The following is a 12,787-nucleotide window of genomic DNA, read 5'->3' as shown; positions in this document are numbered from 1 at the left end:
ACATACGCTGTTGACGCCGAGTACCGACCTTCACGGAGGACCAGATGGCCCGCATCCCCGCCCGGCTGAGCCTCACCGACGACGAGCTCGACGAGCTGATGACGACCTCGTGGAACATGCGGATCGCCACCCTGGGGCCTGACGGCCGGATCAACCTGACCCCGCTCTGGTTCGGCTGGGCCGGCGGCCGCGTCTACTTCTACTGCCGCGGACAGAAGGTGGCCAACCTGCGCCGCAACCCCGCCTGCACGGTGCTCGTCGACCGCCACGAACGCTTCCCCGACCTGCAGGGTGTGATGTTCCAGGGTGAGGCTCGGGTGCTCGAAGACGCCGCTGCAGAGGACGCCGACCAGCACCTGGAGGACGTGCGCTGGCAGATGGGCGGCAAGTACGCCGGCGGGCACGGCGAGCCGGCGCCGCCGCCGGGGCAGCGGGTGCGCAACCCGATGAGCGCGCAGGGCCGCTCGGCGCGGTGGGTGGTGTTCGCGCCGACGCAGCGCACGGTGTCGTGGGACAACCACAAGCTGGCGTCGCGCTCATGACGCTCAAGCGGCGCCTGCCGTTCCTGCGGTGGTCGGTCCTGCGGTTCGCCTGGGCGATGCCCGGCTTCGTGAAAACCGGCCAGCTCGGCGACGGACGCGAGGCCGCGGTCGCCGCCGACGTCGAGGCCAACGCCCGGGCCGGCGACGTCGACGACGTGCTGGCGACCATGGACCGCTTCGCCTACGAGAAGTCGATGCTGGTCAACGTCGGCGACGAGAAGGGCGCGCTGCTCGACGCCGCGGTGCGGCGCGCCGACCCACGCCGGGCGCTGGAACTGGGCGCCTACTGCGGCTACAGCGCGCTGCGGATCGCCCGCGCCGCGCCGGCGGCCGCGGTGTACTCAGTCGAGTTCTCCGCCGCCAACGCCGACATCGCCCGGCGGATCTGGCGCCACGCCGGCGTGGCCGACCGCATCACCTGCGTCGTGGGCACCCTCGGCGACGGCGGCGCCACCCTCGACGCACTGGCCGCGCACGGGTTCGCGCCGCACAACCTCGACCTGTTGTTCATCGACCACGACAAGCGTGCCTACCTGCCGGACCTGCAGCGCATCCTCAACCGGGGCTGGCTACACCCGGGGTCGATCGTGGTCGCCGACAACGTCCGCGTCCCCGGCGCCCCGAAGTACCGCGCGTACATGCGTGACGAGCAGGGCAGGTCCTTCGACACCGTGGAACACCGGACCCACGTCGAGTACCAGACGCTGCTCGGTGACCTGGTGCTCGAATCCGAATACCTCGGCTGATCGCGGCTACCGCGCGCGAGGGTGGGCACCCGCCCAGACCTCGCGCAGCGCGTGCACCGTGACCATCGTGTAGATCTGCGTGGTGGTCACCGAGGCGTGGCCGAGCAGTTCCTGGACGACGCGGACGTCGGCGCCGCCGTCGAGCAGATGGGTCGCGAAGGAATGCCGCAGCGTGTGCGGCGACACGGCCACCGTGATCCCGGCGCGCTCCGCCGCGTCCTGCAGCACCTGCCAGGCGCTCTGCCGCGACAACCGGCCGCCACGCACGTTGAGGAAGATGGCCGCCGTGCCGCGGCCGCGTCGGGCCAGGTCGGGCCTGCCCCGCACCAGGTAGGCGTCGAGCGCACTGACCGCGGGCCTGCCGATCGGCACCAGCCGCTGCTTGCCGCCCTTTCCGCGCAGCAGTACCGACCGCGCGTGGGTGTCGACGTCGTCGACGTCCAGGCCGACGGCCTCGGAGATGCGGGCGCCGGTGGAGTACAGCAGTTCCAGCATCGCGCGGTTGCGCAGCGTCAGGGGGCCGTCGGCGTCGCTGTCTCCGCCTGCCCTGTCGAGCAGCGCCAGCACCTCGTCGACGGTCAGGCTCTTGGGCAACCGACGTGAGGGTGTGGGCGGCTTGACCGCGCGCGCCACATCGAGGTCGGTCAGGCCCTCGGAGGCCGCGAAGCGATGCAGTCCGCGCACCGCGATCAGCGCGCGGGCCGCGGAGACGGCCGACAGCGCGGCGGTGCCCGCCTCCGGATCGCCGCGCCGCAGCGCCATCAAGAAGTCGCTGACGTCGGTCTCGGCGACCGCGCCCAGATCGCCGATCCCGCGGGCGTGCAGATGGTCGGCGTAGCGGCGGAGGTCACGCCGGTAGGAGCTCAGCGTGTTGGCGGCGACGCCGCGTTCGATCGCGAGGTGGTCGAGGTACCCCTGCAACTGACCGTCGAGCACCGACCCCAGGCCCGGCGGCGAGCCGCCCGCACCCAGCGCCGGTGTGGCCATCAGTGCCCTTTCCGGCGCGCGAACGCCGTCGGCCGGTCCACCCACTGCGCACCGACCGGGCGGAGCCCGTCGCGGTCACCGACGGTGTTGGCCGCCAGGATCCCCGCCACGGCGATCGAATTGACGATTTCTCCGCGTAGCACCATACGAACGGCCTCCGACAGCGGAACCCGCTCGACGGTCAGGTCGGCCTCCTCGTCGTGCGCGTCCGGCCGCCCGACGTCGGACAGGCCCGTCGCCAGGTACACCCGCACGCTCTCGTCGCTGAATCCGGGCGCGGAGTTCAGGTCGACGAGCACCGACCAGGTGTCGGCGGCCAGGCCGGCCTCCTCCTCGAGTTCCCGGGCGGCGGTGATGTGCGGCGCCTCCCCGCCGGCATCCAGCAGGCCGGCGGGCAGCTCCCACAGCCTGCGGCCGAAGGGGTGGCGGTACTGGTACACCAGCACGACGTTGCCGGCGTCGTCGAGTGCGACCACCGCGACGGCGCCGTAGTGCTCGACCACCTCGCGACGCGCCGTCGTGCCGCCCGGCATCCGCACCTCGTCGGCGCGCAGCGCGAAGATCTTGCCGACGTAGACGGTCTCGCTCTCGACGGTCTCGAAGTCGTGCTCAGCCACGGGCGGCTTGCTCGTGCAGGAACTCGGTCTGGTCGCCTGCCGCCTCGGCGCCGTTGGAGCGCTCCGGGATCTCCACCGGCAGGCGCTCGGCGGCCTTGTACTCCAGAGCCGCACCGATGAACGCGGCGAACAACGGGTGCGGGCGGGTGGGTCTGCTCTTGAGCTCGGGGTGTGCCTGCGTGCCCACCAGGAACGGGTGCACCTCGGGGCCGTATTCGACGAACTCGACGAGATGGCCGTCGGGCGACGTGCCGGAGAACCGCAGACCGCTGGCCGCGATGCGGTCGCGGTATTCGTTGTTCACCTCGTAGCGGTGCCGGTGCCGCTCGGACACCTCAGTCGCCTGGTAGGCCTGCGCGACGATCGAATCCGGCTCCAGCACAGCCGGATAGGCACCGAGTCGCATCGTGCCGCCCAGGTCCGCCTCGCCGGCCACCGCATCGCGCTGATCCGCCATCGTGGAGATCACCGGGTCCGCGGTCGTCGGGTCGAACTCGGCGGAGTTGGCGTCGGCAAGCCCGACCGAGCGCGCCGCCTCGATGACGATGCACTGCAGGCCGAGGCACAGCCCGAGCACTGGAAGGCCCCGTTTGCGGGCGTAGGAGATGGCGCCGATCTTGCCCTCGATGCCGCGGATGCCGAACCCGCCGGGGATGAGCACCCCGTCCACGTCGCCGAGCGCCAACGCCGCCCCGTCCGCCTCGCAATCGTCGGAGGCGACCCACCGCATCTCCACCTTGGCGTGGTGCTTGAAGCCGCCCGCACGCAGTGCCTCGGCGACCGACAGGTATGCGTCGGAGAGGTCGATGTACTTGCCCACCAGCGCGATCCGCACCGTCTCCTGCGGTTCGTGCACCCGCCGCAGCAGATCGTTCCACTGCGTCCAGTCGACGTCGCGGAACGGCAGGTTGAGCCGGCGCACCACGTAGGCGTCGAGTTCCTCGCGGTGCAGCACCTTGGGGATGTCGTAGATCGACGGCGCGTCCGGCGTCGAGATACAGCCGTCGATGTCGACGTCGCACATCAGCGCGATCTTGTTCTTCAGCGATTCCGGCACGTCGCGGTCGCAGCGCAGGATCAGCGCGTCGGGCGTGATACCGATGCTGCGCAGGGCCGCCACCGAATGCTGGGTCGGCTTGGTCTTCAACTCCCCCGACGGGGCCATGTACGGCACCAGGGAGCAGTGCAGGAAGAAGCAGTTCTCCCGGCCGACCTCGTGGCGCACCTGGCGGGCGGCCTCCAGGAACGGCAGCGACTCGATGTCGCCGACCGTGCCGCCGACCTCGGTGATGATCACGTCGGGCCGGTTGCCGTCGGCGTCGGGGATGGCCATCGCCAGGATCCGGCGCTTGATCTCGTCGGTGATGTGCGGGATCACCTGCACGGTGTCGCCGAGATACTCGCCGCGCCGCTCCTTGGCGATCACGGTCGAATACACCTGACCGGTGGTCACATTCGCCGAGCCGGACAGGTTCCGGTCCAGGAACCGTTCGTAGTGCCCGACGTCGAGGTCGGTCTCGGCGCCGTCCTCGGTGACGAACACCTCACCGTGCTGAAACGGGTTCATGGTGCCGGGATCCACGTTCAGGTACGGGTCGAGCTTCTGCATCGTCACCTGCAGCCCGCGGGCGGTGAGCAGCTGACCCAGGCTGGAGGCCGTCAGCCCCTTGCCGAGCGAGGAGACCACGCCGCCGGTGACGAAGAGATGCTTGGTCGCCGTTTGCGGGTGCTTGCGTAACGATGGCAAGAGCGACCTCCGTGATGACCGGCGCAGGACGATGCAAGGACTGCTGGGGCCTGCCGACCCACGGAACCCCACCCTAACAGCGAGTCCGACATGACGTCACTGACGCGCCGTAGCTGCGATCGACGGGGTCGCCTACTGGGGAACGGTGACCGAGGTGGCGCCCTGCCCGATGCCGTACTGCCCGGGCCGTCCACCGTTGACGAGGTCCTGCACGGCCAGCACCGCGGTGAGCCGCCCGGACTCCGCGTCGACGTCGTCGACCGTGCTCACCGCCGCGGACAGCGCGGCGTCACTCCTGGTCACCGCCACCGACCCGGTGCCCGACGCCGACCCGTCCCGGCCGACCAGAACAGTCCCCGACCCGTGTTGCGCGAGGCCCGCGGCGAACCTCGCGACGGTGGCGCCCCGGTTGCCCGCATCGTCGGCCATCCCCGCCCCGGTGACGACCACCGCCGCGTTGGCGGCGCCGATGCGCTGGTCACCGTAGGTGAGGAAGCCCGTGTCGCGAAGCGCCGCCAGCACCGTGTCACGGGACATGTCGTCGACTGCGGGCGCATCGGGCTCGCCGGTCGTGAGCAGAGCGATGCCGAGCAGGTCCCCGGCCTGGGAGCCCTGATCCACCGACGTCGTCTTGAGCTGGGTACCGGCGGGGACGATCGGCGAATTCACCACCGACAGCAACTTCTCCGCGGAGTTGGCCTCGACGAACTCCGGGGTCAACGACACGGTGCCGGTGACGGTGCCGCCGCCCTGGCCGATCAGCCGCGACAGCGCCTCGACGTCGTCGTCGGCGGCGTCCGGTGTGCGGAACAGCACCACCGACTTGCCGCCAAGCGCGTCCCGCAGGATCCGCTGCGACATCTGGGCGTCGAATTCAGCCGCGGCGCTGAGCTTCTCGTTCAGCGCGTTCTTCTCGCCGGTCAGCGTGTCGATCTGGTGCTGCAGATCCTGCTTGTCGTCGCGCAACCCGGACAGCACCGTGCTCGACAACAGGCCGGATCCGAGCGCGACCCCGATCGCCAGCGCCAGGAACACGGCGGCCAGTGAAATCGCATGCGCACGAAGCGAGATCATCGATACCCCTCAGGTGACCAGACCCTGGATCCACAGCGTGAACTGGTTCCAGTACTCCACGACCCAGTCGATGACGGCGGCGTCGGCCCGCGACACCCACAGGGCCGCGATCACCGCGACCAGCATCGCCATGATCAGCAGCGCGATGGCGCCGCCGGAGACCCTGCTGCGGTACAGCGTGGCGACGGCCTTGGCGTCGACGAGCTTCTCGCCGACCTTGAGGCGGGTCAGGAACGTCGAGGGATTGCTGTGCTGCCGTGAGCGGTCGAAGAACTCCTCGATGCTCGCGGAGTGGCCGACCGTGACGATCAGCGACGCGCCGTGGTGGTGGCTCAGCAGCAGCGCCAGATCGGCCGCCGATCCCGCCGCGGGGAACGTCATCGCGCCGACGCCGAGGTCCTGGATCCGCTCCAGCCCGGCGGCGTGGCCGTCGGCGTCGGCAGGCAGGATCACCTGCGCTCCGCCGCGCAGCGTCTCCGCGCTGATCCGGTCGGGGTCGCCGACGATCAGTGCCGGCCGGTAACCCGCCTTGCGCAGCACGTCGGCGCCCGTGCCGACGCCGACCAGCACCGGCTGGTACTCCTTCAGGAACGGCTTGAGCGCCTTGAGGTCCTCGGCCGCGTCGGGTTCCTCGGCGACGATCACCACGTGGCGGCGGTTGATGTCGACGTCGATGTCGGGGATGCCGATGCCGTCGATGAGCAGCGGGCTCTCCGAGCGGATGAACTCGATGGTGTTGCCGGCGAAGGCTTCCAGATGCGCGACGAGGCCGCTCTTGGCCTCGTGCATCAGCTCGTTGATCTCCTGGTCGGTGCGCTCGGTGCCCAGCGCCAGGCGACGGTCACCGGAGTACACGCCGCCGTTGTGCAGGCGCACCCGGGCGCCGTCCTTGACCTTCTTGAAGACGTCCGGCCCGGTCTCGTCGATCAGCAGCACGCCGTTGGCGACGAGCACCTCGGGCCCCAGATTGGGGTAGCGGCCGGAGATCGACGGCGACGCGTTGACCACGGCTGCGATGTTCGCCTCGACGAGCGCGTCGGCGGTGATGCGGTCCAGGTCGAGCGCGTCGAGCACGACGATGTCGCCGGGTCCCACACGTCGCAGGAGCCGGTCGATGTCGCGGTCGACTCGTGCGGTTCCGGTGAGGCCCGGGCGCGTGCCGGCATTTCGGGTTAGCAGCGCTGACATCTTCATGCGGCCGATTCTGTCGGCCAACCCTCAAGTAGAGGTGGAGGCGCGCCGTAACACCTGCCTCAGAAGTGTTCTTCTGTCACAGCAGTCACATCACGGGGTGTCGGTGCGCTCCTGCTGAGCGGCATCGAGAAGCTCACGTGCGTGCGCCCGGCCACTGTCGGATTCGCCCAGCCCGGCCAGCATCCGCGCCAGCTCGGCCACCCGGTCGTCGTCGTCGATGCGCCGCACCCGGCTGGCGTTGCCGCGGCCGCCGCTGTCGACCAACAGGTGCGCGTCGGCGTACGCGGCGACCTGCGGCAGGTGCGTGACCACGATGACCTGGTGGCTGCGCGCCAACCGGGCCAGCCGACGCCCGATCTGGACGGCTGCCCGGCCGCCGACTCCGGCATCGACCTCGTCGAAGACCATCGTGGTGCCGGCGTCGGACGCGGCGAGGACGACTTCGAGCGCCAGCATCACCCGCGACAGCTCGCCGCCCGACGCGCTCTTGGACAGCGGCAGGACATCGGTGCCACGGTGGGCGGCGAACCCGAACTCGACGGCGTCGACACCGTCGTGCCCGGCATGTGCCTCCGTGCCGTCGGCCAGCGTCAGCGGTGCCGAGTCGTCGGCCCGGGCCGGCAGTGGCGCCACCGTCAGGGTGAAGTCGGCGCCTGCCATCGCCAGCCCGGACAGCTCCGCGGTGACGGCCTTCGCCAGACCCTTCGCCGCCTTGGTGCGAACCCTGGTCAGTTCCGTCGCCGCCGCGACGACGTGGGCCTGCAGTTCACGCACCCGTTCATCGAGGCCGGCGAGCGCCTCCTCCGACACGTCGAGCTGATCGAGCCGCTCCCGCGATTCGTGCGCCCATGCCAGCACTCCGTCGATGTCGGCGGCGTACTTGCGGGTCAGCGTTCGCAGCTCGGCCTGTCGTGCCAGCTTGGCTTCCAGGGTGCTGGCATCGCTGGGCAGTTCGGCCAGGAAGTCGCCGAGCTCGCCGGCCACGTCGTTGACCACCGCGAGCGTCTCGGCCAGCCGGGCGCCGAGGGCACGCAGCGCGGTGTCGTCGGTGCTCTCCAGGGCAGCCCGGGCGTGACCCAGACCGTCTACCGCCGACGAATCCCCCGGCGCGGCGAGCTCGTCGAACGCACCGGCGAGCGCGGTGCGCGCGGTACGCGCCGCTTCACGCAGCGCATCGAGCTCCGACAGCCGCCGGATGTCCTCGACGAGCGTCTCGTCCTCGCCGGGTTGCGGGGCGACGGCGTCGATCTCGTCGAGGCCGAACTTCAGCCGGTCGGCCTCCAGGGTGAGCTCACGCGCACGCTCGCGGCGGTCCGCCAGATCGCGGCGGGCGGTCAACCACTCCTCACGCGCCGCGCGGTACCTCAGCAGCGGCTTGTCCACGCCGGCGAACCGGTCGAGCGCCGCCCGCTGCTCGTCGGGCCGCATCAGCCGCAGCTGGTCGTTCTGGCCGTGCAGGGTGAGCAACTCGGTGGTGAAGGTGCTCAGCGACTTCGCAGGCACACTGCGGCCGCCGAGATAGGCGCGGGACGGACCGTCGCGGCTGACCGAACGCGCCGCGATGACGCTGCCGTCGTCGTCGCGCTCCGCGCCGCAGGAGTCCAGGACCCCGTCGATGCGGCCTGCCGTCCCGTCGCCGAGATCGTTAGTGGTGAACCGGCCTTCGACCACGGCCCGAGCCGCGCCCGTCCGCACCCTCGAGGCGTCGGCACGGGCGCCGCCGAGCAGGTGCAGGCCGGTGACCACCATCGTCTTGCCCGCGCCGGTCTCGCCGGTGAGCACGGTCAGCCCCCGGTCGAATTCGGCGGTGGCGGCGCTGATGGCGCCCAGCGACTCGATTCGAATTTCAGCCAGCACCGGTGACTACTGCCCCCGCCAGCCGGTCACGGGCAGCCGGAACTTGCGCACCAAGCGGTCGGTGAACGGCGCACTGTCCAGGCGCACCCATTTCAGCGGCGTACCGCATCGGGTGACCTCCAGCCGACCGCCGGCAGGCAGCACCATCTCGCGACGGCCGTCGCAGAACACCGTCGCGTCATGTCCGTCGCCCTCGATCTCGATGGCGATCGCCGCGTCCGGGCTGGTGACCATCGGCCGGGCGAACAGCGCGTGCGCATTGTTCGGCACCACCAGGATCGCCTCGAGATCCGGCCACAGCACCGGACCGCCGGCGGAGAAGGCGTATGCGGTGGATCCGGTCGGGGTGGCCACCAGCACGCCGTCGCAGCCGAACGCCGACACCGGCCTGCCGTCGACCTCCAGCACGGCGCCGAGCACGCCGAGGCGCGGGCCCTTCTCGAGGCTCGCCTCGTTGAGTGCCCATCCCCTGTGCAGGATCTCTCCCGCCGCACGGACCACCACGTCGAGCGTCATCCGCTCCTCGATGCGGTAGTTGCGGTTGATGACGTGGTCGAGGACGCTGTCGAGCGCGTCGAGCTCGGCCTCGGCGAGGAAGCCGATGCGGCCCAGATTGACGCCGAGCACCGGGATCTCGACGTTGCGGGCGAGTTCGGCGGCGCGCAGGAACGTGCCGTCACCACCGAGGCCGAGCACCAGCTCGCAGCCCTCGGCGGCCCGTTCCTCCGCATCGACCACCTCGAAACCCGTACCGAGGGCGCCCATCTCCTCGGGCGCCAGATGCAGCGGGGCCTTGTCGACAGCCTCCGCAGCCAGTACCCGCAGGCTGATGCCGTTGTTGCTCAACACCTTCTGCACCCGGCGGACGACGTCGATGGCTTCCGGACGCCCGGTGTGCACCACCATCAGCATGGTTCGTTCGACCGTCATTGCGGCCCTTCCGTCACGGCACGCGTCACCGCGTGCTCGAGGTCGCCTTCGGGCAACGCGCTGTCCGCGCCGCTGCGTAGCCAGAGGAAGTACTCCACATTTCCCGACGGGCCCGGCAGCGGGCTCGCGGTGACCCCGGCGGCGCGCCAGCCGAGTTCGGCGGCGCGGTGCGCGACCTGCAGCACCGCCTCGGCCCGCAGGCCCGGTTCGGACACCACTCCGCCGGGGCCGACCCGGCCCTTGCCGACCTCGAATTGCGGCTTCACCATGGGAACGATATCGGCGTCGGGTGACGCGCAGGCGGTCAGCGCAGGCAGCACGGTGCCCAGCGAGATGAACGACAGGTCGGCCACCACGAGGTCGACCGGACCACCGATCGTCTCGGCGGTGATCTCGCGCACGTTGGTCCGCTCCAGCACGGTCACCCGCTCATCGGACCGCAACGACCAGGCCAGCTGTCCGTACCCGACGTCCACGGCGACCACCTCGCGGGCTCCCCGGTCGAGCAGCACCTCGGTGAAGCCGCCGGTCGACGCGCCGGCATCCAGGCAGCGCCTGCTGTCTGCCGAGATCCCGAAGGCCGACAGCGCGCCGATGAGCTTGTGCGCGCCGCGCGAAACCCAGGTCCGCTCGGCGGCGGTCACGGTGAGGTTGGCGTCCACGGCGATCGCCGTCGCCGCCTTCGCCGCAGGCATGCCGTCAATGGACACGCGGCCGGCGCCGATCAGCTCGGCCGCCTGCTGGCGCGACCGCGCCAACCCGCGCCGCACCAGTTCCGCGTCAACACGAGCGCGCCGCGCCACGTGCGCTCACCTCTCGAAGCCCGAAGCGGCCGCGGGACCCCGGTCCACCGCCTCGAGCGCGTGCACCAGCAGATCGTGGGCCTGCTCCAGTTGCGCGGCGATCGCCTCGATCTCCGCATCGGCGAGTTCGGCCGCATCGGGGCCGACGTCGGGCAACTCGGCGAGCCGAGCCGCGATCTCGGAGCGGATCTGATCGGGGTCGGTAATCATGTCGACGTTCACGCTAGTCGATCGGGCATCACAGCAGCGACAGGTGCTGCAGCGCCTCCCGGGCGGTGTCGTCACCGGCGTCGACGGTCAGCGAATCCCCCGCGATACCCGCCGACCACACCGCGTCGGCCAGTGCGCGCAGCACCGACAGACCGTCGCCGTGATCCTGACCCGTGGCGCTGACGGTGACCGCTGTGGTGTCGACGTCGACCCGCCACCCCGGGTGTGGTCCCACCCGCAGCTCTTCCGCGGGCCGATCGAGCGAGCGCAGGTCGGCGCCGATGAATCCGGGACGCAGGTCGGCGGGGGCGCGCAGCGTGTCGTCGGCGGTGCTGACACCGCTGAGCACGAGAAGGCTGGGCAGCTTCGCGGCGTTGGCGCCGGCGATGTCGGTGTCGAGGCGGTCCCCCACGGTGAGCGGAGTGGCGTAGCTCCCCCGGCTGAGCGCGTCGGAGAACAGGGTGGGCTGCGGCTTGCCTGCCACCTGCGGCTCCCGCGCGGTCGCAGCCCGCAGCGCCGCCACCATCGATCCGTTGCCGGGCAGCAGGCCGCGCTCGGACGGCAGGGTGAGATCGACGTTCGCGGCCACCCACAGGGCGCCGGCCCGGATGGCGAGGGCCGCTTCGGCAAGGTCGGACCAACCGGTCTGCGGATTGTGGCCCTGCACGACGGCGACCGGGTCGTCGTCCGCCCGGCGGACCGGCCGCAGTCCGCGGCCGGCGACCTCGTCGGCCAGCGCCTCGGTCCCGACGATCAGCACCTTGGCCTCGGGCGGCAGCTGGTCGGCCAACAGTCTGGCGGCGCTCTGCGCGCTGGTGACGACGTCGTCGGCGTGGGCACGGAATCCGAGTTCGGTCAGGTGCGCGGCGACGTCACCGGGTGCGCGGGAGGCATTGTTGGTGACGTAGAGGACTCTCGCCTCGATCGCCGCGAGGGTGTCGACGGCCCCGGTGGTCGGCTCGTGTCCACGGAAGACGGTGCCGTCGAGATCGAGCAGCAGGCAGTCATGTTGCGCAGCAATGCTTGTCACGACCGTCTCAGCTCAGCTCGGTGATGCGGTCTTCGGCGTCGGTGGCGCCATCGAGGTCGGCGGCGGCGGCGTTGATGAACCACTGCAGCGCCTCGTCGCGGCGCTCCAGCGCGAGCAGCGTCTCGGCGTAGACATAGAACAGTCGAGCCGCGGTCTGCCCGGTCCGGGTCCTGTCGAGTGGAGGTGAGGACAGGATCGCCAGCGCCTGCTCGACCTGACCGAGGTCGGTCCGGGCGCCGGCGACGACGATGCGCAGCTCGTCGGCATCGTCGCCGGTGAGCTGCTCGGCTTCCGGGCTACGCGCCAGCTCGATCGCTCGCTCCGGCCGGCCGATGCCGCGTTCGCAGTCGGCGATCAGTGCCAGGAGCGGCGACTTGCTGCCCATCCGGCGCGCCGCGCGTAATTCGGCGAGCGCCTGATTCCAATCGCCGCAGTGATACGCCGCGATTCCGACGGCCTCGCGCACTGCCGCGAGCCGGCTCGAACGCGCACGGGCCGCCCGCGCATGTTCCAGCGCGGCCTCGGGGTCCTCGTCGAGCAATGTGCCTGCGGCCACCAGGTGGCGGGCGACGAAGTCGGCGGTGGCCTTGTCCAGTGTGGTGAGTTCGCGTCGGACTTCCGGATTCAGCTGTTTGGCTTCGATGTCCCGAGGAATGGCGGGTCCCGGCGCACCCTGCTCATTGCCCGCGGGTTGCGCGCCGCGCGCCCTGCCGGGTCCCGACGACCGCGGCGCCGAGCGTTGGTTGCGCGGCCGGCCGCCGTCCGGGGTACGTCCGGGTCGCTGGTCGCCGCGTCCGCTCTGCCTGTCGTCGCCCACGTGTGCCTTCCGCTGGTTGCCCCGACCGAAGTTTACGGCCACGGCGCATTCGACGACAATTTGGCATTCGAAGAATGGCGTCGAATAAAAGAGAATCACCCCCCACGTGAACGTGGGGGGTGATCCTTAATGTGTGTTCGGCGGTGTCCTACTTTTCCACCCGGAGGGGTAGTATCATCGGCGCTGGTAGGCTTAGCTTCCGGGTTCGGGATGGGTCCGGGCGGGTCCGGGCG

General features: G+C 70.9%; 13 protein-coding genes and 1 rRNA gene. 2 read left to right on the top strand and 12 right to left on the bottom strand.

Features of this window, described 5'->3' with window-relative positions:
- Positions 1–44 precede the first annotated feature (44 nt).
- Together H7I41_RS16190 and H7I41_RS16185 are read left to right on the top strand one after the other, a co-directional pair.
- A complete protein-coding gene (locus H7I41_RS16190; protein ID WP_264013626.1) occupies positions 45–542 on the top strand; it encodes a pyridoxamine 5'-phosphate oxidase family protein in 498 nt (165 codons plus the stop codon).
- Complete coding sequence (locus H7I41_RS16185) at positions 539–1,288, top strand: O-methyltransferase (RefSeq protein WP_264013625.1); 750 nt, start codon at positions 539–541, stop codon at positions 1,286–1,288. Before H7I41_RS16190 ends, H7I41_RS16185 begins: the two co-directional genes overlap by 4 nt.
- 6 nt (positions 1,289–1,294) lie before the next feature.
- On the opposite strand, the gene xerD is transcribed toward H7I41_RS16185, so the two are convergent.
- The 12 genes from xerD to rrf all read right to left on the bottom strand — a co-directional run.
- Positions 1,295–2,275, bottom strand: coding sequence for a site-specific tyrosine recombinase XerD (gene xerD / locus H7I41_RS16180; protein ID WP_264013624.1), 981 nt, complete (start codon positions 2,273–2,275; stop codon positions 1,295–1,297).
- Positions 2,275–2,892, bottom strand: coding sequence for an NUDIX domain-containing protein (locus H7I41_RS16175; protein WP_264013623.1), 618 nt, complete (start codon positions 2,890–2,892; stop codon positions 2,275–2,277). The genes xerD and H7I41_RS16175 overlap by 1 nt, the downstream gene beginning before the upstream one ends.
- Positions 2,885–4,639: a CTP synthase gene (gene pyrG / locus H7I41_RS16170; protein ID WP_264013622.1), complete on the bottom strand. Its 1,755-nt coding sequence runs from the start codon at positions 4,637–4,639 to the stop codon at positions 2,885–2,887. Before pyrG ends, H7I41_RS16175 begins: the two co-directional genes overlap by 8 nt.
- A gap of 132 nt (positions 4,640–4,771) precedes the next feature.
- On the bottom strand, positions 4,772–5,713 hold the full coding sequence (locus H7I41_RS16165) for a copper transporter (RefSeq protein WP_264013621.1): 942 nt from the start codon (positions 5,711–5,713) through the stop codon (positions 4,772–4,774).
- Between the two features lie 9 nt (positions 5,714–5,722).
- Positions 5,723–6,907: a putative cytokinetic ring protein SteA gene (gene steA / locus H7I41_RS16160; protein WP_264013620.1), complete on the bottom strand. Its 1,185-nt coding sequence runs from the start codon at positions 6,905–6,907 to the stop codon at positions 5,723–5,725.
- A gap of 90 nt (positions 6,908–6,997) precedes the next feature.
- Positions 6,998–8,764, bottom strand: coding sequence for a DNA repair protein RecN (recN, locus tag H7I41_RS16155; protein ID WP_264013619.1), 1,767 nt, complete (start codon positions 8,762–8,764; stop codon positions 6,998–7,000).
- Positions 8,765–8,770: 6 nt separating this feature from the next.
- Entirely contained in the window at positions 8,771–9,694 is a 924-nt protein-coding gene (locus tag H7I41_RS16150; RefSeq protein WP_264013618.1) for an NAD kinase, read from the bottom strand.
- Positions 9,691–10,497 carry a TlyA family RNA methyltransferase gene (locus H7I41_RS16145; protein WP_264013617.1) on the bottom strand — a complete coding sequence of 269 codons (807 nt, stop codon included), beginning with the start codon at positions 10,495–10,497 and terminating at the stop codon, positions 9,691–9,693. Before H7I41_RS16145 ends, H7I41_RS16150 begins: the two co-directional genes overlap by 4 nt.
- 6 nt (positions 10,498–10,503) lie before the next feature.
- Positions 10,504–10,707, bottom strand: a complete 204-nt coding sequence (locus tag H7I41_RS16140) for a hypothetical protein (RefSeq protein ID WP_264013616.1) — start codon at positions 10,705–10,707, stop codon at positions 10,504–10,506.
- 28 nt (positions 10,708–10,735) lie between these two features.
- On the bottom strand, positions 10,736–11,737 hold the full coding sequence (locus tag H7I41_RS16135) for an HAD-IIA family hydrolase (protein ID WP_264013615.1): 1,002 nt from the start codon (positions 11,735–11,737) through the stop codon (positions 10,736–10,738).
- 7 nt (positions 11,738–11,744) lie between these two features.
- Entirely contained in the window at positions 11,745–12,554 is an 810-nt protein-coding gene (locus tag H7I41_RS16130; protein ID WP_264013614.1) for a tetratricopeptide repeat protein, read from the bottom strand.
- A gap of 135 nt (positions 12,555–12,689) precedes the next feature.
- Positions 12,690–12,787 (bottom strand): 5S ribosomal RNA (gene rrf / locus H7I41_RS30475); the annotation flags it as partial.

The organism is [Mycobacterium] manitobense (genome assembly GCF_025821665.1).
Lineage (GTDB): Bacteria > Actinomycetota > Actinomycetes > Mycobacteriales > Mycobacteriaceae > Mycobacterium > Mycobacterium arseniciresistens.
Note: the sequence above shows the minus strand (reverse complement) of the source record. Positions and strands in the feature narration are given on the sequence as shown.